General features: G+C 52.5%; 18 protein-coding genes. 11 read left to right on the top strand and 7 right to left on the bottom strand.

Annotated elements, in window-relative coordinates; genetic code table 11:
* Positions 1-7: 7 nt before the first annotated feature.
* The 6 genes from QEN32_RS18235 to QEN32_RS18210 all read left to right on the top strand — a co-directional run bounded on the left by QEN32_RS18235 (position 8) and on the right by QEN32_RS18210 (position 5,083).
* Positions 8-949 carry an electron transfer flavoprotein subunit alpha/FixB family protein gene (locus QEN32_RS18235; protein ID WP_265322010.1) on the top strand — a complete coding sequence of 314 codons (942 nt, stop codon included), beginning with the start codon at positions 8-10 and terminating at the stop codon, positions 947-949.
* Positions 950-998: 49 nt separating this feature from the next.
* Positions 999-2,285, top strand: a complete 1,287-nt coding sequence (locus QEN32_RS18230) for an FAD-dependent oxidoreductase (protein WP_001287773.1) — start codon at positions 999-1,001, stop codon at positions 2,283-2,285.
* A complete protein-coding gene (fixX, locus tag QEN32_RS18225) occupies positions 2,282-2,569 on the top strand; it encodes a ferredoxin-like protein FixX (protein WP_000203736.1) in 288 nt (95 codons plus the stop codon). Before QEN32_RS18230 ends, fixX begins: the two co-directional genes overlap by 4 nt.
* A gap of 146 nt (positions 2,570-2,715) precedes the next feature.
* Positions 2,716-4,056 carry an MFS transporter gene (locus QEN32_RS18220; protein WP_001187057.1) on the top strand — a complete coding sequence of 447 codons (1,341 nt, stop codon included), beginning with the start codon at positions 2,716-2,718 and terminating at the stop codon, positions 4,054-4,056.
* A gap of 88 nt (positions 4,057-4,144) precedes the next feature.
* On the top strand, positions 4,145-4,375 hold the full coding sequence (locus QEN32_RS18215; protein ID WP_001172089.1) for a YgdI/YgdR family lipoprotein: 231 nt from the start codon (positions 4,145-4,147) through the stop codon (positions 4,373-4,375).
* A gap of 291 nt (positions 4,376-4,666) precedes the next feature.
* Entirely contained in the window at positions 4,667-5,083 is a 417-nt protein-coding gene (locus tag QEN32_RS18210) for a hypothetical protein (RefSeq protein ID WP_165450975.1), read from the top strand.
* A gap of 223 nt (positions 5,084-5,306) precedes the next feature.
* On the opposite strand, the gene srfN is transcribed toward QEN32_RS18210, so the two are convergent.
* Positions 5,307-5,597: a DUF1471 family virulence protein SrfN gene (gene srfN, locus QEN32_RS18205; RefSeq protein WP_079982189.1), complete on the bottom strand. Its 291-nt coding sequence runs from the start codon at positions 5,595-5,597 to the stop codon at positions 5,307-5,309.
* 897 nt (positions 5,598-6,494) lie between these two features.
* Between srfN and QEN32_RS18200 the strand changes: the two genes are divergently transcribed.
* The 4 genes from QEN32_RS18200 (at position 6,495) to folA (ending at position 12,001) form a co-directional block, all read left to right on the top strand.
* On the top strand, positions 6,495-8,384 hold the full coding sequence (locus QEN32_RS18200) for a sulfatase-like hydrolase/transferase (protein WP_061383986.1): 1,890 nt from the start codon (positions 6,495-6,497) through the stop codon (positions 8,382-8,384).
* A gap of 553 nt (positions 8,385-8,937) precedes the next feature.
* Positions 8,938-9,468 carry a glutathione-regulated potassium-efflux system oxidoreductase KefF gene (gene kefF / locus QEN32_RS18195; protein WP_000600706.1) on the top strand — a complete coding sequence of 177 codons (531 nt, stop codon included), beginning with the start codon at positions 8,938-8,940 and terminating at the stop codon, positions 9,466-9,468.
* Positions 9,461-11,323, top strand: a complete 1,863-nt coding sequence (gene kefC / locus QEN32_RS18190; protein WP_023243389.1) for a glutathione-regulated potassium-efflux system protein KefC — start codon at positions 9,461-9,463, stop codon at positions 11,321-11,323. Before kefF ends, kefC begins: the two co-directional genes overlap by 8 nt.
* Positions 11,324-11,521: 198 nt before the next feature.
* The gene (gene folA, locus QEN32_RS18185; RefSeq protein WP_000624379.1) at positions 11,522-12,001 is read left to right on the top strand and encodes a type 3 dihydrofolate reductase; all 480 of its coding nucleotides are present in this window, start codon (positions 11,522-11,524) and stop codon (positions 11,999-12,001) included.
* Between the two features lie 95 nt (positions 12,002-12,096).
* Here folA and apaH read toward each other — a convergent pair whose 3' ends face one another.
* From apaH to lptD, 6 genes are read right to left on the bottom strand one after another with little or no spacing between them, the layout of a single operon-like run.
* On the bottom strand, positions 12,097-12,945 hold the full coding sequence (gene apaH, locus QEN32_RS18180; RefSeq protein ID WP_000257211.1) for a bis(5'-nucleosyl)-tetraphosphatase (symmetrical) ApaH: 849 nt from the start codon (positions 12,943-12,945) through the stop codon (positions 12,097-12,099).
* A gap of 10 nt (positions 12,946-12,955) precedes the next feature.
* A complete protein-coding gene (gene apaG / locus QEN32_RS18175) occupies positions 12,956-13,333 on the bottom strand; it encodes a Co2+/Mg2+ efflux protein ApaG (RefSeq protein WP_000610894.1) in 378 nt (125 codons plus the stop codon).
* A 2-nt stretch (positions 13,334-13,335) separates the two neighbouring features.
* Entirely contained in the window at positions 13,336-14,157 is an 822-nt protein-coding gene (gene rsmA, locus QEN32_RS18170) for a 16S rRNA (adenine(1518)-N(6)/adenine(1519)-N(6))-dimethyltransferase RsmA (protein WP_001065402.1), read from the bottom strand.
* The gene (pdxA, locus tag QEN32_RS18165; protein ID WP_000093001.1) at positions 14,154-15,143 is read right to left on the bottom strand and encodes a 4-hydroxythreonine-4-phosphate dehydrogenase PdxA; all 990 of its coding nucleotides are present in this window, start codon (positions 15,141-15,143) and stop codon (positions 14,154-14,156) included. The genes rsmA and pdxA overlap by 4 nt, the downstream gene beginning before the upstream one ends.
* Positions 15,143-16,429 carry a peptidylprolyl isomerase SurA gene (gene surA, locus QEN32_RS18160; protein ID WP_000800482.1) on the bottom strand — a complete coding sequence of 429 codons (1,287 nt, stop codon included), beginning with the start codon at positions 16,427-16,429 and terminating at the stop codon, positions 15,143-15,145. The genes pdxA and surA overlap by 1 nt, the downstream gene beginning before the upstream one ends.
* A 53-nt stretch (positions 16,430-16,482) precedes the next feature.
* On the bottom strand, positions 16,483-18,843 hold the full coding sequence (lptD, locus tag QEN32_RS18155) for an LPS assembly protein LptD (RefSeq protein ID WP_000746119.1): 2,361 nt from the start codon (positions 18,841-18,843) through the stop codon (positions 16,483-16,485).
* Positions 18,844-19,096: 253 nt separating this feature from the next.
* On the opposite strand from lptD, the gene djlA reads away from it, so the two are divergent.
* Entirely contained in the window at positions 19,097-19,909 is an 813-nt protein-coding gene (gene djlA, locus QEN32_RS18150) for a co-chaperone DjlA (RefSeq protein WP_001200595.1), read from the top strand.
* The last annotated feature ends 11 nt before the right edge of the window (positions 19,910-19,920 follow it).

The following is a 19,920-nucleotide window of genomic DNA, read 5'->3' as shown; positions in this document are numbered from 1 at the left end:
GGATGTTATGAACAAATTTTCCAGTGTCTGGGTATTCAGCGATACCCCTTCTCGTCTGCCCGAACTGATGAGTGGCGCGCAGGCTGTAGGTGAAAAAATTAACGCGTTCGTACTGAACGAAGCGGACAGCGCGACAGCATGTCATTTGGGCGCGGATCATGTCTGGCTGCTCAGCGGCAAACCAGAAGACCGAATGATCGAAGACTACGCTGATGCGATGGCTGAGACTATTCGTCAGCATAGCGAGGGCGGCGCGGTGCTGCTGCCGAATACGCGTCGGGGCAAGCTGTTGGCGGCAAAGCTGGGCTATCGCTTGTCGGCTGCGGTTTCCAATGACGCCAGCGACGTCTCCCTGCAGGATGGAAAAGCGGCGGTTAAACATATGGTCTACGGCGGTCTGGCGATAGGGGCAGAAACCATCGCTTCGCCGTTTGCCGTGATCACACTCAGCAGCGGAACGTTTGACGCACAACAACCGGATGCTTCTCGCAGCGGCGAGATGCACACCGTGCAGTGGCAGGCTCCGGCCACTGCCGTGACCCGCACCGCAACCCAGGCGCGTCAGAGCAACAGCGTTGACCTCGACAAAGCGCGTCTGGTGGTCAGCGTGGGACGCGGCATCGGCAGCAAAGAGAATATCTCGCTGGCCGAAGCGCTGTGCCAGACGATTGGCGCCGAGCTGGCCTGTTCCCGCCCGGTGGCGGAAAACGAGAAGTGGATGGAGCACGAGCGCTACGTCGGTATCTCCAACCTGATGCTCAAACCTGAACTGTATCTGGCGGTGGGGATCTCCGGGCAGATCCAACACATGGTCGGCGCCAACGGCGCGCAGACGATTTTCGCCATCAACAAAGATAAAAACGCGCCAATCTTCCAGTATGCGGATTTTGGCATCGTTGGCGATGCGCTGAAGATCCTGCCTGCGCTGACGGCTGCCTTAGCGCGATAAACCATTTCGGGCAGGATGCGAAGGTATCCTGCCGCTGACAGGAGTACGTATGTCCGAAGATATCTTTGATGCCATCATCGTGGGTGCAGGTCTGGCCGGTTCGGTTGCGGCGCTGGTGCTTGCTCGCGAAGGTGCACAGGTGCTGGTTATCGAGCGTGGCAATTCTGCTGGCGCGAAGAATGTCACCGGTGGGCGTTTGTATGCACATAGCCTGGAACGCATCATTCCCGGCTTTGCGGATCAGGCCCCCATTGAACGCATGATCACCCACGAAAAACTCGCCTTTATGACCGACAACGGGGCGATGACTATCGACTACTGCAATGGTGAAGATGCTTCAGCGTCGCAAGTTTCTTATTCCGTTTTGCGCAGTAAATTTGACGCCTGGCTGATGGAGCAGGCCGAAGAGGCGGGGGCGCAACTGATCACTGGTATTCGCGTGGATAATGTCGTTCAGCGTGATGGCAAAGTCGTGGGTGTGGAAGCCGATGGCGATATTCTGGAAGCCAAAGTCGTAATCCTCGCTGACGGGGTGAATTCTCTGCTGGCTGAAAAGCTGGGCATGGCAAAGCGTGTTGAGGCATCGCATGTTGCTGTCGGCGTGAAGGAACTGATCGAATTGCCGAAGTCGGTCATTGAAGATCGTTTCCAGTTACAGGGCAACGAAGGTGCCGCCTGTCTGTTTGCCGGGGCGCCAACCGATGGTCTGATGGGCGGTGGCTTCCTGTATACGAATGAAACAACCCTTTCCCTGGGGCTGGTCTGTGGACTTCATCATCTGAAAGACGCGAAAAAATCGGTCCCGCAAATGCTGGAAGATTTCAAACAGCATCCGGCCGTTGCGCCGCTGATCGCCGGTGGCAAGCTGGTGGAATATGCCGCACACGTTGTACCCGAGGCGGGAATGAATATGCAGCCTGAACTGGTGGGCGATGGCGTACTGATTGCCGGAGACGCTGCCGGCATGTGTATGAACCTCGGCTTTACCATCCGTGGTATGGATCTCGCCATATCCGCAGGCGAAGCGGCGGCGAAGACGGTGCTTTCGGCGATGAAGCGTGACGATTTTAGCAAGCAGTCGTTGGGGGAATACCGTCAGCATCTGGACGAAGGTCCGATGCGCGATATGCGCATGTATCAGAAACTGCCAGCTTTTCTTGATAATCCCCGCATGTTTACCGCCTATCCCGAAATGGCGGTCAATATCGCGCGCGACCTGTTCACCGTGGATGGCTCCGCTCCGGTGCCGATGCGTAAAAAAATCCTGCGCCATGCGAAGAAAGTGGGCTTCATCAACCTGATGAAAGATGGCCTGAAAGGAGTGACCGTATTATGACATCTCCCGTCAATGTGGACGTCAAACTGGGCGTCAATAAGTTCAATGTGGATGAAGACAGCCCACACATCATTCTCAAAACCGATCCTGATAAACAGGCGCTGGAGGTGCTGATTAAGGCCTGTCCGGCGGGACTGTATAAAAAGCAGGACGACGGCAGCGTTCGTTTTGATTACGCCGGGTGCCTGGAGTGCGGAACGTGCCGGATCCTCGGCCTTGATACGGCGCTGGAAAAATGGGAATACCCGCGCGGGACGTTTGGCGTGGAGTTCCGCTACGGCTAATAAGTACGAAGTTGTGCCCCCGTAGGCCGGATAAGATGCGGTAGCGTCGCCATCCGGCAATCATGTGGCGCCAATGCCGGATGGCGGCGGAAACGCCTTATCCGGCCTACAGATGCGCTTTGCCCGTGTTGAAACAGGACATCACCATGCAGCAGCCCAGGAACTTTGATGACCTTAAATTCTCCTCCATTCATCGCAGAATTATGCTGTGGGGAAGCGGCGGCCCGTTCCTTGATGGCTACGTGCTGGTGATCATTGGCGTGGCGCTGGAACAACTGACGCCGCTATTGCACCTTGATGCTGAATGGATTGGCGCGCTCGGCGCGGCTACGCTTGCCGGACTGTTTATCGGCACCTCGTTGTTTGGCTATATTTGCGATAAAGTCGGGCGGCGTAAAATGTTCCTGCTTGATATTATCGCTATCGGCGTTATCTCCGTGGCGACCATGTTTGTTTCCACGCCGCTTGAATTGCTGGTGATGCGCGTTTTAATTGGCATTGTTATCGGCGCGGATTACCCTATCGCCACTTCCATGATTACGGAGTTTTCCAACACCCGCCAGCGCGCGTTCTCCATCGGTTTTATCGCCGCGATGTGGTACGTCGGCGCGACCTGCGCCAACCTGGTGGGTTACTGGCTGTATGACATGGAAGGCGGCTGGCGCTGGATGCTTGGCAGCGCCTTTATCCCGTGCTTAATCATTTTGATTGGCCGCTTTGATCTGCCGGAATCGCCACGCTGGCTATTGCGAAAAGGACGGGTAAAAGAGTGCGAACAAATGATGATCAAACTGTTCGGCGAACCGGTCTGCTTTGACGATGAGCCGCCGCAGGAGACCCGCTTCCTGCAGTTGTTTAACCGCCGTCATTTTCCGTTTGTACTGTTCGTTGCGGCTATCTGGACCTGTCAGGTAATCCCGATGTTCGCTATCTATACCTTTGGGCCGCAGATCGTCGGGTTACTCGGCTGGGAGCAGGGGCGCAACGCGGCGCTTGGCAATGTGGTGATTAGCCTCTTTTTTATGCTGGGCTGTATCCCGGCGATGTTCTGGCTAAACAGTATTGGCCGTCGCCCTCTGCTTATTGGCAGCTTCGCCATGATGACTATCGCGCTGGCGCTGCTGGGGCTGGTGTCAAATCTGGGCATCATACTGGTCGTGGTGGCGTTTGCGGTATACGCCTTCTTTTCCGGCGGACCGGGCATACTGCAATGGCTTTATCCTAATGAACTCTTCCCGACGGATATTCGCGCTTCGGCCGTGGGGGTCATCATGTCATTAAGCCGCATCGGAACCATTGTCTCCACCTGGGCATTACCGATTTTTATTACTCGTTACGGTATTAATAACGTCATGCTGATTGGCGCGTTGATTTCGTTAGTCGGGCTTGGCGTATCGGTGATGTTTGCCCCGGAAACCCGCGGCTTGACGCTAACACAGACCGGAAACATGACTTTGCGCGGAACGCCATCGGATAACCCTCGTTAAGAGTGTTCTGCATTTCTCCCTGCTTTTCGCCAATAACGCTACAGTTAACAGTCACATGCTAAAACAACTGAAAAGAAGGGAGAACACCATGCAAAAACGTCTTATGACCGCACTGTTTACCGCAGCAACACTATTCACCGTCGCAGGATGCTCTTCTAACCAGGCGGTTGAAACCACGGATGGCAAAACTATTGTCACCGACGGGAAACCCGAGGTCGATAACGATACCGGTATGGTGTCTTACAAAAACGCCGCCACCGGGAAAACCGAACAGATTAACCGCGATCAGCTGAAAAATATGAGCGAGCTGGATAATTAATTCAATTTTTTCTGGTTAGCCGCTCAATAATATTCTCTCTTTATGCGCATCCATTTATTCCCATGCGAATAAACGGATGCCTGAACAGGCAGGGACGCCGGAAAACGTCGAAATACGTTCGCCCGTGTTCCCGCTTTCCCCACCGCGCTGTCCGCTTACATGAGGTTACACTCATCGACATTTCTCTGAACAGCGGCTCAACATTTCCCGGAAAAAAACATATCGCAGGGCATTTATCCTTATGATTAGGTATAAATGATGAGGTATAAGGAACAGGAGTCTGTAATGAAACTGAAACTAATACCTTTTTATTTGCTCGCGCTATTATCTGCCGCCTCCGGGGCTACGGAGATAAACGCCTGCAAAGACCTGATCGGAACATGGAAAACCACGGCAGATAACCCGCCTTATACCATGACAATATTGCCGCCAGTAGAAGGCTGCGGGGAAAAATGTGTGAAACTGAACGTGCAGTATGAACTTGACGTGACTCACCGCAACGCGCTTTATTGCCATGAAGGACAAGAGGGGGTAAAAGGGCAGGGACCCATGGTGATAGCATTTGAAGGGGCGTATGGTGGACACGCTATTGGAACCTATAACCGACAGCTGCAATTACTTTGGGCTGGCGTAATACCGAAAAATAAAAAGGGGAAATGGATAACGAAAATGGAAAATTACTGGTTCAGGCAGGTAAAAACGCACTAAACATCATCTTAAAACAGCCCGCAAAACCGTCTTATTCACGCAGGGCTTACTGCCTGCGCGCGCACATTCCAACGGCTTGCCTGCCCCGGATGAACTGTTGATAAAAAAGAGGGCCAGCATCTGTTTCCAGACGGCCCTGAGTGGATTGTGACGGAACATGGCACCTTGCTGGCGCTCTCTTATTATTTCATGCCTGTGCCCTCGTTATGGCGCAATCAGAACTTTATTTCGTCGCATCGTTATAAACTTCGGCAACGGCTTCAAAATTCGGACCATGCTCACGTGCAGCGATAATATGGTAATATTTTCCGCCTTTCGCATCGGCTAATGCTGACAGTTTTTCGCGTAGATCAGAGGGTGAGGAAATCTGCCCGCCACTCTGGGACACATTTATGGTGCCGACCTTAACCAGTTTGAAGTGGCTGATTTCTTGCTTAGAGACCTGCTCTGCCGCAAGCGTGCTGAATGAAGCAACCGTTGCCAGTAATGCGGCGGCAATAATGCATTTTTTCATGGTTCTGTTCCTGTTGCATTGATGATAAGGTTTGCGCAATATCAGTAATCCGTAACGAAATTATTTATCCCCTTCATACTTCAAGTGGCTTACGGGTTGGCTACGGATTACTCGGCCCACCCATGGGCCTCGCCCTGACGGGCCGTCGCACGCGACGTTCAAATCTGCTCCCGGCAGATTTGTCGCTCACCTCAGTCTCATAATTATCTATGCTCCTGGTGACTCACTCCCTTGCCGCCTTTAAGCAACTCGAATTATTTTGGGTAATAACCTCGGTTGATTATCTGAAAATAGTCTTATTTGGTGTGACCGTCTTATATCTTGTTATAGTCACCTCTTTATGTTGTTGTCAATGTAAAATAATGCGCTGCCAGCTAAAAAGAAACTTAACCCCCTGTAAATAATAGTTTTTATATTATTTCTTTTAATGGCGTAATTTTTATTGAATCACGCGGCAATACGCTAGTTTTATTCATAAGCAACATAACAGAATTGAGTTATGTTTTAATTTCCCAGAGTGATATTACCGGTTGTATGTCTATGGTTGCGCGGCCTGTTACTGATAGTGTTTCTTTCGGGGCGATTTTATTGTAGCGGCATAGGGTAATCACCGTAGCTGAAGGGAAAAGGCACGAACACAGAGCTATAGAGTATGTTTAATAATGTATTTTTTTATGAAGTAATGTCTGCAGTTGTATCTCTAAAATAAAAACAATGAGCTTTTCATCTAAATAATTTTTCAGTGAATTATGGTTATTTATTAATATATTTCTAATTTGAAATAAAAATCAATTTATAACACATATTCTTACCCGGAAGGCATTGATACATATCCACGCTTCCTCGTACAGTAATAAATGAATATGTGATAAAGTTACTGACTACAGGTATAATAATATGAGTAATAAAAAAAATCTGTCCGCAGAAGAGACGGATCTTACGCGTAGGAAACTGTTAACCAGCGCCGGTATTCTTGCCGCAGGCGGTATGTTATCCGGCGCGGTAAAGGCTGATGAAAAATGCGCCGTCAAGGCGAAACCGGCGTGGGATAAACCGTTTACTGGCGAAATCCCGGAAAAATTGCCAGAAGGATATAATATTCTGTTAGTCGTGACCGACCAGGAGCGTTTTTTTCCTACGTTTCCTTTCCCGGTACCCGGCAGAGAGCGGCTCATGAAAACGGGGGTGACATTCTGTAATCATCAGAATACCAGTAATGTCTGTACGCCTTCCCGCTCCGTATTGTATACCGGCTTACATATGCCCCAGACAAAAATGTTTGATAATCTGGGCTTACCCTGGATGCCTTATGACCTTGACCCCGCTCTTGGAACCACAGGCCATATGATGCGGGAACTGGGATACTATACGGCCTATAAAGGTAAGTGGCATCTTACAGAAAAACTGGAGAAGCCTTTGCCTGACGAAAAAGATGAGGATATTGATGTCGGGGATATTCCTGAACCAGAATTACATAAAATTATGGAAAAATATGGTTTTGCTGACTATCACGGCATCGGCGATATTATAGGCCATAGTAAAGGCGGCTATTTTTATGATTCAACCACCACGGCTCAGACTATAAATTGGTTAAGATGCAAGGGGCAGCCCTTGAATGACCAACACAAGCCCTGGTTCCTGGCCGTTAACCTCGTTAATCCTCATGACGTCATGTTTATTGATACCGATAAAGAGGGAGAAAAGGTACAGTGGCGTGGCGAGTTGGATCAGGATGATAATACCCTGGCGCCCACGCAGCCACCGGAAAACGAACTTTATCAGGCAAGCTGGCCGAACTATCCGCTGCCGACAAACAGGCATCAATCATTCAATGAGCAGGGAAGACCGCCGGCGCATCTTGAATACCAGACGGCGCGCGCTGCGCTGGAAGGGCAGTTTCCTGATGAAGATCGTCGTTGGCGTAAACTGCTTGACTACTATTTCAACTGTATCCGCGATTGTGATACTCACCTTGACCGGATATTAAATGAACTTGATGCCCTCAAGTTAACTGATAAAACGATTGTTGTATTTACTGCCGATCATGGCGAATTAGGCGGAAGCCATCAGATGCACGGTAAAGGCGCTTCCGTTTATAAAGAACAGATCCATGTACCGATGATTATTTCCCACCCGGCGTACCCCGGTAATAAGAAATGTCAGGCGTTGACCTGTCATCTTGATATCGCGCCGACATTAGTTGGGCTGACCGGTTTGCCGGAAGAAAAACAGCACCAGGCGTTAGGCAACCGCAAAGGCGTTAATTTTAGCGGATTGCTAAAAAACCCGGAGAGCGTTGCGGTTAATGCGGTGAGAAATGCCAGCTTATATTGCTATGGCATGATCTTGTATACCGATGCCCATTATCTCCACCGCGTTATCGCGCTACAAAGAGATAAACAAAAAACGGTGGCGCAAATCAAGCAGGAAATATCCCATTTGCATCCTGATTTCAGCCATCGTTCAGGGACGCGGATGATTAACGATGGCCGTTATAAGTTTGCACGCTATTTCTCGCTAAGGGAGCATAATACGCCGGAAACCTGGGAGGATCTTATTAAGTACAACGATCTTGAACTTTACGATCTTAAAAATGATCCCGATGAGAACCATAACCTTGCTGCTGATAAACAGAAATATCAGGATCTCATTCTTACGATGAATGAAAAACTGAATAAAATTATCAAGGACGAAATTGGCGTGGATGACGGCAGTTTTATGCCGGATGCGGCCCATGAGCCGTGGGATCTTACTATTGAGCAGTTTAACCGCATGGCGAAAGATTAAGAGCCTGACCCATTAGGCTATTTTACTCGCCATTTTGGGACCGGGCAGTGCTCAAAATCCTCACGTACTACGTGTACGCTCCGGTTTCTGCGCGCTGGTCGGCCCCAAACTGGCTTCAACAATTACGCCTACTGGGCCAGGCTCTAAGTGTTTGACCCATTAGGTTAATTTATGCGTCGGCGATCTGGCATCCAGCGTGTCTGGAGGTTCAGATGCTGTTGGCGCTGCGCTTATTGGGCCTGTGTCATCATGTAATGGATTGATATTACAGTCATTACAGGCAAATTTAGCGCAGCGCCGCCCGACAAGAAGGCCTTAAACCGATTGGTCAGCGATTTAAGGCTGCCATCATCACCAACCTTTCCACACCGGATCGCGCTTTTCCGCAAACGCCTGCGGCCCTTCGAGAGCGTCTTCCGGGGGCAGGATGGCGTCAACTCCTGGCTGGCGTTAATTCAATTTTTTCTGGTTAGCCGCTCAATAATATTCACTATTAGCCTGGCGAATTTGTCACTACACTTTGTAATAAAAAACAGATCATCACAGGCTAATCATGATCCTCATTATTTATGCGCATCCGTATCCGCATCATTCTCATGCGAATAAGCGGATGCTTGAACAGGCAGGGACGCTGGAAAACGTCGAAATACGTTCGCTTTATCACCTCTATCCCGATTTCAATATTGACGTTGCCGCCGAGCAGGAGGCGCTGTCGCGCGCGAGTCTTATCGTCTGGCAGCATCCGATGCAGTGGTACAGCGTCCCTCCTTTACTCAAATTATGGATGGATAAAGTCCTCACCCACGGCTGGGCTTACGGTCATGGCGGTACGGCATTGCATGGTAAACATCTGCTGTGGGCGGTAACGACCGGCGGTGGTGAAAACCACTTTGCTATCGGTTCACATCCGGGATTTGACGTCCTTTCTCAGCCGCTACAGGCGACGGCGCTCTATTGCGGCCTCAAATGGCTGCCGCCGTTTGCCATGCACTGCACGTTCATTTGCGATGACGACACCTTACAGGCGCAGGCGCGTCAGTATAAACAGCGTTTACTGGCATGGCAGGAGGTGAATCATGGATAGCCATACTCTACTGCAGGCGCTGATCTATCTTGGTTCGGCGGCGTTGATTGTGCCGATTGCGGTACGTTTGGGCTTAGGATCGGTGCTGGGGTATCTGATTGCGGGTTGCATTATCGGCCCCTGGGGGCTACGGCTGGTGACGGACGCCGAATCTATTCTGCATTTTGCGGAAATCGGCGTCGTGCTGATGTTGTTTGTTATTGGGCTTGAGCTGGACCCGCAACGGTTATGGAAGCTGCGCGCCTCGGTATTTGGCGGCGGCGCGTTACAGATGGTGGTCTGCGGCGGACTGATTGGTCTGTTCTGTATGTTTCTTGGCTTGCGTTGGCAGGTGGCGGAACTGATTGGCATGACGCTGGCGCTTTCGTCCACGGCTATCGCCATGCAGGCAATGAATGAGCGTAACCTGACCGTTTCACAAGTAGGACGTAGCGCATTCGCAGTGCTCTTGTTCCAGGATATCGCGGCGATCCCGCTGGTGGCGATGATTCCGCTGCTGGCCGCCAGCGGCGCATCCACCACGCTTGGCGCGTTTGCGCTATCGGCGTTGAAAGTCGCAGGCGCGTTGGCGCTGGTGGTGTTGCTGGGACGCTACGTTACGCGCCCGGCGCTGCGCTTTGTCGCGCGTTCTGGTTTGCGGGAAGTGTTCAGCGCCGTGGCGCTATTTCTGGTGTTTGGTTTCGGCCTGTTGCTGGAAGAGGTTGGGCTGTCAATGGCGATGGGCGCGTTCCTGGCGGGCGTTCTGCTGGCGAGTTCGGAATATCGTCATGCGCTGGAAAGCGATATTGAACCCTTTAAGGGGTTGCTGCTGGGGCTGTTCTTTATTGGCGTCGGCATGTCGATTGATTTCGGCACGCTGGTGGAGAATCCGCTGCGCATTCTGCTGTTGTTGGCCGGTTTTCTGGCAATCAAAATCGTCATGTTGTGGCTGGTCGCGAGGCCGCTGGGCGTACCGGCAAAACAGCGTCGCTGGTTTGCCGTCTTATTAGGCCAGGGAAGTGAGTTTGCGTTTGTGGTTTTTGGCGCGGCGCAAATGGCGGATGTACTTGAGCCGGAATGGGCAAAAGCGCTGACGCTGGCGGTCGCGCTGTCGATGGCGGCAACGCCGATTTTTCTGATGCTGCTGACGCGCATGGAAAAGACCGAGAAGGGGGAAGCGCGCGAGGCGGATGAAATCGACGAAGAGCAACCGCGGGTTATTGTGGCCGGGTTTGGACGGTTTGGTCAGATAGCCGGGCGTTTGCTGCTGTCGAGCGGGGTGAAGATGGTGGTGCTCGATCACGACCCCGATCATATCGAAACGCTGCGTAAATTCGGCATGAAGGTTTTTTATGGCGACGCGACGCGTATGGATTTGCTGGAATCTGCCGGAGCGGCGAAGGCGGAGGTATTGATTAACGCCATTGACGATCCGCAAACCAATTTGCAACTGAGTGAACTGGTGAAGTCGCATTTCCCGCATCTGCAGATTATCGCCCGCGCCCGTGATGTCGATCATTACATCCGCCTGCGCCAGGCTGGTGTGGCGATGCCAGAACGTGAAACCTTCGAAGGCGCGCTCAAAAGCGGACGACAGGCGCTGGAAGCGCTGGGGCTGGGGCGTTATGAAGCCCGCGAGCGCGCGGATCTGTTCCGTCATTTTAATACCCGGATGGTGGAAGAGATGGCTAAAGGGGAAAACGATCCGTTATCTCGCGCCGCCGCCTATAAACGTACCAGCGCGATGTTGAGCGAAATTATTACCGAGGACCGGGAGCATCTGTCGTTGATTCAGCGCCACGGCTGGCAGGGAACGGCTGAGGGCAAACATTCCGGGGAGGCCGCTGATGAACCCGAGGTCAAACCGTCAATCTAAAGTAAAAAATGTGATGTTCTGCAAACTTTACTGCTAATTGGCTGTTTTTGAACTACTGTAATGCTGGCGCTCCACATCAAATGAGTGGCGTCGCCAGCAGAACGAAAAATTTTCGTGCTCATCCTCTTTTCGTCAGTCGACGAAAGATTGCGCTTTACGTATAGTGGCGGCAATTTTTTTTGTATCAGGAAATAATTAATGATCAGTCTGATTGCGGCGTTAGCGGTGGATCGCGTCATCGGTATGGAAAACGCCATGCCGTGGAACCTGCCTGCCGATCTCGCCTGGTTTAAACGTAACACGTTAAATAAACCTGTCGTCATGGGACGTCACACCTGGGAATCCATCGGGCGCCCCTTACCGGGACGTAAAAATATTGTTATCAGCAGCCAGCCGGGCACCGACGATCGCGTGCAGTGGGTGAAGTCTGTCGATGAGGCGATTGCCGCTTGCGGCGATGCACCGGAAATTATGGTCATTGGCGGCGGGCGCGTGTACGAGCAGTTCCTGCCAAAAGCGCAGAAGCTTTATCTGACGCATATTGATGCGGAAGTCGAAGGCGATACCCATTTTCCGGATTATGAACCGGATGACTGGGAATCGGTATTCAGTGAGTTTCACGATGCCGACGCGCAGAATTCTCACAGCTATTGTTTCGAGATTCTGGAACGTCGTTAATACTGTAGTGCCGGATGGCGGCGAAACGCCTTATCCGGCCTACTCTTGAGCCGGATGTAGGCCTGATAAGCGTAGCGCCATCAGGCATAAACCTATCAGGCGTTGACCGCTTCGCCTTCGCCCATATCCATCTGGCGGTTTGACGGCTGCACAAAATACTGTTTATCTTCCCAGCGTAAACAGGTCAACTCCCCGCCCCAGCAGCAGCCGGTATCCAGCGCGTAAATACCTTCCGGCGTCCCTTTCCCTTCCAGCGACGCCCAGTGCCCGAACGCAATACTGTAAGCCTCGCTCACCGGCCCCGGAATGGCGAACCACGGCTTCAGCGGCGCAGGGGCATTTTCCGGCGACGCTTTGCTGTACATATCCAGTTGACCGTTAGGAAAGCAGTAACGCATACGGGTAAAGGCATTAGTAATAAAGCGTAGCCGCGCCAGACCGCTTAACTCCGGCGACCAGTTATTCGGCATATCGCCATACATCGCGTCGAGGAAAAACGGGTACGAGTCGCTCGACAGCACCGCTTCAACATCGCGGGCGCACTCTTTTGCCGTCTGCAAATCCCACTGCGGGGTAATACCCGCATGCGCCATGACCAGCTTTTTCTCTTCATCTACCTGCAACAGCGGCTGACGGCGTAACCAATTCAACAGCTCATCGGCGTCCGGCGCTTCAAGAAGCGGGGTCAGCCGGTCTTTAGGTTTGTTGCGGCTAATCCCGGCGAATACGGCCAACAGGTGTAAATCGTGATTCCCCAGCACCAAACGCACGCTATTGCCAAGCGATTTGACGTAGCGTAACACGTCCAGCGAACCGGGACCGCGGGCGACCAAATCGCCAGTCAGCCATAGAGTGTCTGTATCTGGCGTAAATTCCACTTGCTGTAATAAGGCGATCAGTTCGTCGTAGCAACCGTGAACGTCGCCGATGAGATAAGTTGCCATTGTTATAATTTTAGTGAATGAGTGTAGGGACGGCGAGTCGAAACACGGGAATGTCGATGGTAAAGGCGTCGCCATTTTCATCGATCATTTCGTAATGACCCTGCATGGTGCCCAGCGGCGTTTCAATTACCGCGCCGCTGGTGTACTGATACTCTTCGCCAGGCGCAATGCGCGGCTGGACGCCAACCACACCTTCGCCCTGGACTTCGGTTTCACGGCCATGACCATTGGTAATCAGCCAGTAGCGGCCCAATAGCTGCACTGGCGCCCGGCCCAGATTGCGGATGGTTACGGTATAGGCAAAAACGTAACGTTCATCGTCAGGTGAGGATTGCGCCTCAATGTAGACGCTTTGCACCTGAATACACACTCTGGGCGAATTGATCATGTTTAACTCTCCTTCAAAGGCGCGTTTTCCGACAGATAATTGGCCATCTGGCAGTACTGCGCGACAGAGATATTTTCCGCGCGCATTGCCGGGTCAATACCCATTTCCGTCAACGTCTCAACGCTAAAAAGGTTGCCGAGACTGTTACGGATCGTTTTACGGCGCTGGTTAAAGGCCTCGGTGGTAATACGGCTCAACACGCGAATATCTTTAACCGGGTAAGGCATTGTTGCGTGTGGAACCAGACGCACCACGGCGGAGTCCACTTTGGGCGGCGGCGTGAAGGCGGATGGCGGCACTTCAAGCACCGGGATCACCTGACAGTAATATTGCGCCATCACGCTTAAACGACCATACGCTTTGCTGTTCGGCCCTGCAACCAGACGATTTACCACTTCTTTTTGCAACATAAAGTGCATGTCGGCAATGGCATCAGTATAGCTAAAGAGATGGAACATCAGCGGGGTGGAGATATTATAGGGCAGATTGCCGAACACACGCAGCGGTTGGCCCAACTGCGTAGACAGCTCGCCAAAGTTCATGGTCATGGCGTCCTGCTGATAAATAGTCAGCTTCGGCCCTAAGAACGGATGGGTTTGCAAACGCGCCGCCAGATCGCGGTCAAGTTCAATGACCGTGAGCTTATCCAGTCGTTCGCCGACCGGCTCCGTCAGCGCCGCCAGACCGGGGCCGATTTCAACCATCGCCTGGCCTTTTTGCGGATTAATAGCAGAAACAATACTGTCGATCACAAACCGATCGTTGAGAAAGTTTTGCCCGAAGCGTTTACGGGCTAAATGGCCCTGATGGACTCGATTATTCATTGGGTATTAACAATCATTTTGATGGCGAGATTAAGCGCCGTAATAAAACTGCCGACATCCGCTTTTCCACGGCCCGCCAGTTCAAGCGCGGTGCCGTGGTCAACGGAGGTTCGAATAAAAGGTAGGCCGAGCGTAATATTCACTCCCCGACCGAATCCCTGGTATTTTAGCACGGGCAGGCCCTGATCGTGGTACATCGCCAGCACCGCGTCGGCATTATCGAGATATTTGGGCTGAAACAGCGTATCAGCAGGTAGCGGCCCGTTGAGTTTCATCCCCTGCGCCCGCAGCTCGTCGAGCACCGGAATGATGGTGTCTATCTCTTCCGTGCCCATATGACCGCCTTCGCCCGCGTGCGGATTCAGGCCACAGACAAGAATGCGCGGTTCGGCAATACCAAATTTGGTCCGCAAATCGTGATGCAAAATAGCAATCACTTCGTGCAAAAGCGCAGGGGTGATGGCGTCTGCAATCGCCCGTAGCGGCAGATGCGTGGTCGCCAGCGCCACGCGAAGTTCTTCGGTTGCCAGCATCATCACGACTTTTTTCGCCTGCGAACGCTCTTCGAAAAACTCGGTATGACCGGTAAACGGAATGCCTGCGTCGTTAATAACGCCTTTGTGCACGGGGCCTGTGATCAGCGCGGCAAATTCACCGTTCAGACAGCCATCACACGCTCGCGCCAGCGTCTCTACCACATAGGGGCCATTTTCTACCGTCAACTGACCGGGGATGGCAGGTGCGCGCAGCGAGACCGGCAATAGGGTCAGCGTTCCCGCGGGCTGCGGCGCAGCGGGGACATCAGGCGAGTAAGGGAGAAGCGAGAGGGGCAGGCCGAGCATGGCGGCCCGCTCCGTCAGGAGCGCGCCGTCCGCACAGACGACCAGTTCAATCGGCCACGCGCGTTGCGCCAGTTGGACGACAAGATCGGGGCCAATCCCGGCGGGTTCGCCGGGAGTGATAACAACGCGTTGCGCACTGCTCATTAGTTACTCAAAATCTTAACGTAAGCGCTAGCGCGCTGTTCTTGCATCCAGGTCGCCGCTTCTTCTGAGAACTTACGGTTCATCAGCATACGATAAGCGCGATCTTTCTGCGCCGCATCGGTTTTGTCTACCTTACGCGTATCCAGCAATTCGATCAGATGCCAGCCGAAAGAGGAGTGTACCGGCGCGCTTATTTGGCCTTTATGCAGCTTCGTCAGCGCGTCGCGGAACGCCGGATCGAAAATATCTGGCGTAGCCCAACCCAAATCACCGCCCTGGTTAGCGGAGCCCGGGTCCTGAGAGTACTCTTTCGCCGCAGCGGCAAAGGTGGTTTTACCACTCTTAATGTCAGCCGCGATTTCTTCCAGCTTCAGGCGCGCCTGCTGATCGTTCATGATCGGCGACGGCTTAAGCAGAATATGACGAGCGTGAACTTCGGTCACGGAGATACTCTGGCTCTGACCGCGCAGGTCGTTTACTTTCAGAATGTGGAAACCGACGCCGGAGCGAATCGGGCCGACAATGTCGCCTTTCTTCGCGGTGCTCAGCGCCTGGGCGAAAATCCCCGGCAGCTCCTGGATACGGCCCCAGCCCATCTGACCGCCTTTTAGCGCCTGCTGGTCGGCAGAGTAGGTAATCGCCAGTTTGCCGAAATCTGCGCCGTTACGCGCTTCTTCAACAATGCTTTCCGCCTGGCGCTGCGCGTCGTTAACCTGCTCGGAGGTTGGGTTTTCCGGCAGAGCAATCAGGATATGGCTCAGGTTCAGCTCGGTGCTGGCGTCGTTTTGGGTGCCAATCTGTTTTGCCAGCGCGTCAACTTCTTGCGGCAAAACGGTGATACGGCGACGAACCTCATTGTTGCGCACTTCAGAGATAATCATCTCTTTACGAATCTGGTTACGGTAGGTTGAATAGTTCAGCCCATCGTAAGCCAGACGGCTGCGCATCTGATCCATCGTCATATTGTTTTGTTTGGCGATGTTGGCGATGGCCTGATCCAACTGCTCATCCGTGATCTTCACCCCCATCTTCTGACCCATCTGCAGGATAATTTGATCCATAATCAAACGTTCCAGGATCTGGTGACGCAGCGTGGCGTCGTCCGGAAGCTGCTGACCTGCCTGACCCGCGTTGAGTTTGACTGATTGCATTAAGCCATCAACGTCGCTTTCCAGCACGACGCCATTATTGACGACGGCTGCGACTTTATCGACTACCTGGGGGGCAGCGAAACTGGTATTCGCGATCATGGCGATACCGAGAAGCAGCGTTTTCCAGTTCTTCATACTTTTTCCATTTCAATTAACCGCAATGCGGATTACGTTGTAAATCAATCAGATTACATAGAGCTTTGGTACGGCAGAATGTTCGAACGCAACATTTCTTGCGTGCCGAGGCCGTAGTTAGAGCTCAAACCGCGCAGCTCAATGTTGAAGCCAATCGCGTTATCATAAATCGCGTGTTGTTTATCGTTATCCCAACCGTTCAGCTTACGTTCGTATCCGACGCGGATCGCATAGCAGCAAGAGTTGTACTGCAAGCCGAGCATCTGGTCTGCAGGTTTGCTCGAATTGGTATCGAAGTAGTACGCGCCGACAATCGACCAGCGATCGGCAATCGGCCAACTTGCCACCGCGCCCACCTGGTTGATGCCGTTTTTATACTGCTCTGCCGTGGAATAATACGAAGGCAACGTAGCCTGAATATATTCCGGGCTGGCATAGCGGTAGTTCAACTGTACCAGACGATCCTGATCCCGACGGTATTCGAGGCTGCTGCTGCTGGTAGCGACGCTATCCAGACGGGTATCGTACTGCACTCCGCTACGCAGCCCCCAGCGTTCTGAAATACGCCAGTAAGTGTCGCCTGCCCAAACCAGCGAACCGGTTTTGTCGTCATTCTCCCATTTAATGTTGTCATCGCCGGTGCGAGACTCCGTGAAATAGTAGATTTGACCAACAGAAACGTTAAAACGTTCAACGGCGGCATCATCATAAATGCGTGTTGTGACGCCGGTCGTGACCTGGTTGGCGGAAGCAATACGGTCGAGACCGCCATAAGTGCGGTCGCGGAACAGGCCGTTATAGTCGGATTGCAGCAAAGAAGAATCGTAGTTATAGATGCCGCTCTGGTCGCGGTACGGCACATACAGGTACTGCACGCGTGGTTCCAGCGTCTGGGTATACCCCGGCGCCAGCATCGCCATATCGCGTTCGAAGATGAGCTTACCGTCGACTTTAAACTGCGGCATGACGCGGTTAACCGAATCTTCCAGCTTATTTTTGTTGTTTGGATCGCTGTTATAGCTGTCCAGATTCGTTTGCTGATAGTGCGTCGCCATCAGCTTCGCTTCGGTGTTCAGGCTGCCCCAGCGGTTGGAGAGCGGCAAATTGATGGTTGGCTCCAGGTGGACGCGGGTCGCTTCCGGCATATTGTCTTTTGTGTTGACGAAATGTACCGCCTGGCCGTAAATCCGGGTATCAAACGGCCCGAGATCGTTATGGTAGTAGTTAACGTCTAACTGCGGCTCCGCAGAGTAGCTGCTGGTGTTTTGATCGTTAAACACCTGGAATTGTTTGGTCGACACCGTAGCGTCAAAGTTTTGTACGGCGTAGCCGACGCTGAATTTCTGCGTTGCGTAACCGTCGGTACTGGAACCGTACTTACTGTCGAAATCGTTAAAGTAACTGGAGTCGCTGACTTTGGTGTAATCGACGTTAAAACGCCACACCTGATCCATCACGCCTGAGTGCTGCCAGTAGAATAACCAGCGGTGCTTATCGCCCTCTTTGGGATGTTCGTCCTCGTAGACTTTATCAGAAGGCAGATAATCTAATTCCATCAACCCGGCGCCTGCCTGCGTGAGATAACGGAATTCGTTCTCCCACATAATATTGCCGCGGCGGTGCATATAGTGCGGGGTGATGGTGGCGTCCATATTGGGCGCGATGTTCCAGTAATACGGTAAGTAGAACTCGAAATAGTTCTTGGTCGTGTATTTCGCGTTCGGGATCAGGAAACCTGAGCGACGTTTGTCACCGACGGGTAGCTGTAAATAGGGGCTATAAAAGATCGGAACCGGACCTACTTTAAACCGGGCGTTCCAGATCTCCGCAACCTGTTCTTCGCGGTCATGGATGACTTCACTCCCCACCACGCTCCAGGTATCGGAGCCTGGCAGACAGGAGGTAAAGCTGCCGTTTTCCAGAATGGTATAGCGGTTTTCGCCGCGCTGCTTCATGAGATCGGCTTTACCGCGCCCCTGACGGCCCACCATCTGGTAATCGCCTTCCCAGACGTTCGTGTCTTTGGTGTTCAGGTTCGCCCAGCCCTTCGGCCCTTTAAGGATGACCTGATTGTCATCATAATGCACATTACCCAGCGCATCGACGGTGCGTACAGGTTCCGGCTGACCTTCCGCCTGCTTCTGATGAAGCTGCACTTCATCCGCTTGCAGGCGGCTATTCCCCTGCATAATGTCCACGTTGCCGGTAAAAACGGCATCGTCCGGGTAGTTACCTTTAGCGTTATCGGCATTGATAGTAACCGGCAGATCGTTGGTATCGCCTTTTACCAGAGGACGATCGTAGCTCGGCACGCCCAACATACACTGTGAGGCGAGATCGGCTGCCAGCCCCTGATGACTATAAAGGGCGCTGGCGATCATGGTGGCCAGAAGAGTGGGAATACGTTTTTTCATACGTTGTATTTATTGTTCCATCATCGGTAGCGTTGCGCGTGACAAACGGTCACAGCCTAACTTACTCATCTTCGCTGCGCCAGTGTTAATCCTGCCGTTTAGCGTCTGTGGTGTTAGGCACGGCATTGAATGACAGGTATGATAATGCAAATTATAGGCGATGTCCCACAATTGACCGTAGCCTTCATTCGCAGAAAAGCACCTTATTTTGTGGGAGATAGCCTCACCGATAGCGTAACGTTTTGGGGAGTCTATGCAGTACTGGGGAAAGATAATTGGCGTCGCCGTAGCCCTGATGATGGGCGGCGGCTTTTGGGGCGTGGTCCTGGGTCTGCTGGTGGGCCATATGTTCGACAAAGCCCGCAGCCGAAAAATGGCGTGGTTTGCCAACCAGCGGGAACGGCAGGCGCTGTTTTTTGCCACCACCTTTGAGGTGATGGGCCACTTAACCAAATCAAAAGGACGGGTGACGGAAGCGGATATTCATATCGCCAGTCAGTTGATGGATCGTATGAATTTACACGGCGATTCACGTACTGCCGCGCAGAACGCCTTTCGGGTCGGAAAAGCGGATAATTACCCATTACGTGAAAAGATGCGGCAGTTTCGTAGCGTCTGCTTCGGGCGTTTTGATCTGATCCGGATGTTTCTGGAAATTCAGATCCAGGCGGCGTTTGCCGATGGCTCGCTACACCCTAATGAGCGGGAAGTGCTGTATGTGATTGCGGAAGAGCTAGGTATTTCCCGCGTACAGTTCGATCAGTTTCTGCGCATGATGCAGGGCGGCGCGCAGTTTGGCGGCGGTTATCATCAACAGTCCGGCGGCGGCTGGCAGCAGGCGCAGCGCGGCCCGACGCTGGAAGATGCCTGTAATGTGCTGGGGGTTAAAACCACCGACGATGCAACCACCATTAAACGCGCTTATCGCAAACTGATGAGCGAGCATCATCCGGACAAACTGGTCGCGAAAGGTTTACCGCCGGAAATGATGGAAATGGCGAAGCAAAAAGCGCAGGAAATTCAGAAAGCGTATGAGCTAATCAAAGAACAGAAAGGCTTCAAGTGATTGAATTGCCG

The sequence above is a fragment of the Salmonella sp. SA14318 genome (assembly GCF_029866905.1).
Lineage (GTDB): Bacteria > Pseudomonadota > Gammaproteobacteria > Enterobacterales > Enterobacteriaceae > Salmonella > Salmonella enterica.
The sequence above is the reverse complement of the archived record's forward strand: the minus strand, read 5'-3'. Positions and strand labels throughout refer to the sequence as shown.

Excerpts from the sequence above, each read along its gene's own strand:
- srfN (WP_079982189.1), bottom strand. The coding sequence starts at position 5,597 with ATGAAAAAATGCATTATTGCCGCCGCATTACTGGCAACGGTTGCTTCA.
- fixX (WP_000203736.1), top strand. The coding sequence starts at position 2,282 with ATGACATCTCCCGTCAATGTGGACGTCAAACTGGGCGTCAATAAGTTC.
- folA (WP_000624379.1), top strand. The coding sequence starts at position 11,522 with ATGATCAGTCTGATTGCGGCGTTAGCGGTGGATCGCGTCATCGGTATG.
- surA (WP_000800482.1), bottom strand. The coding sequence starts at position 16,429 with ATGAAGAACTGGAAAACGCTGCTTCTCGGTATCGCCATGATCGCGAAT.
- lptD (WP_000746119.1), bottom strand. The coding sequence starts at position 18,843 with ATGAAAAAACGTATTCCCACTCTTCTGGCCACCATGATCGCCAGCGCC.
- apaH (WP_000257211.1), bottom strand. The coding sequence starts at position 12,945 with ATGGCAACTTATCTCATCGGCGACGTTCACGGTTGCTACGACGAACTG.
- QEN32_RS18220 (WP_001187057.1), top strand. The coding sequence starts at position 2,716 with ATGCAGCAGCCCAGGAACTTTGATGACCTTAAATTCTCCTCCATTCAT.
- kefF (WP_000600706.1), top strand. The coding sequence starts at position 8,938 with ATGATCCTCATTATTTATGCGCATCCGTATCCGCATCATTCTCATGCG.
- QEN32_RS18235 (WP_265322010.1), top strand. The coding sequence starts at position 8 with ATGAACAAATTTTCCAGTGTCTGGGTATTCAGCGATACCCCTTCTCGT.
- QEN32_RS18230 (WP_001287773.1), top strand. The coding sequence starts at position 999 with ATGTCCGAAGATATCTTTGATGCCATCATCGTGGGTGCAGGTCTGGCC.
- QEN32_RS18215 (WP_001172089.1), top strand. The coding sequence starts at position 4,145 with ATGCAAAAACGTCTTATGACCGCACTGTTTACCGCAGCAACACTATTC.
- QEN32_RS18200 (WP_061383986.1), top strand. The coding sequence starts at position 6,495 with ATGAGTAATAAAAAAAATCTGTCCGCAGAAGAGACGGATCTTACGCGT.
- pdxA (WP_000093001.1), bottom strand. The coding sequence starts at position 15,143 with ATGAGCAGTGCGCAACGCGTTGTTATCACTCCCGGCGAACCCGCCGGG.
- apaG (WP_000610894.1), bottom strand. The coding sequence starts at position 13,333 with ATGATCAATTCGCCCAGAGTGTGTATTCAGGTGCAAAGCGTCTACATT.
- kefC (WP_023243389.1), top strand. The coding sequence starts at position 9,461 with ATGGATAGCCATACTCTACTGCAGGCGCTGATCTATCTTGGTTCGGCG.
- djlA (WP_001200595.1), top strand. The coding sequence starts at position 19,097 with ATGCAGTACTGGGGAAAGATAATTGGCGTCGCCGTAGCCCTGATGATG.
- rsmA (WP_001065402.1), bottom strand. The coding sequence starts at position 14,157 with ATGAATAATCGAGTCCATCAGGGCCATTTAGCCCGTAAACGCTTCGGG.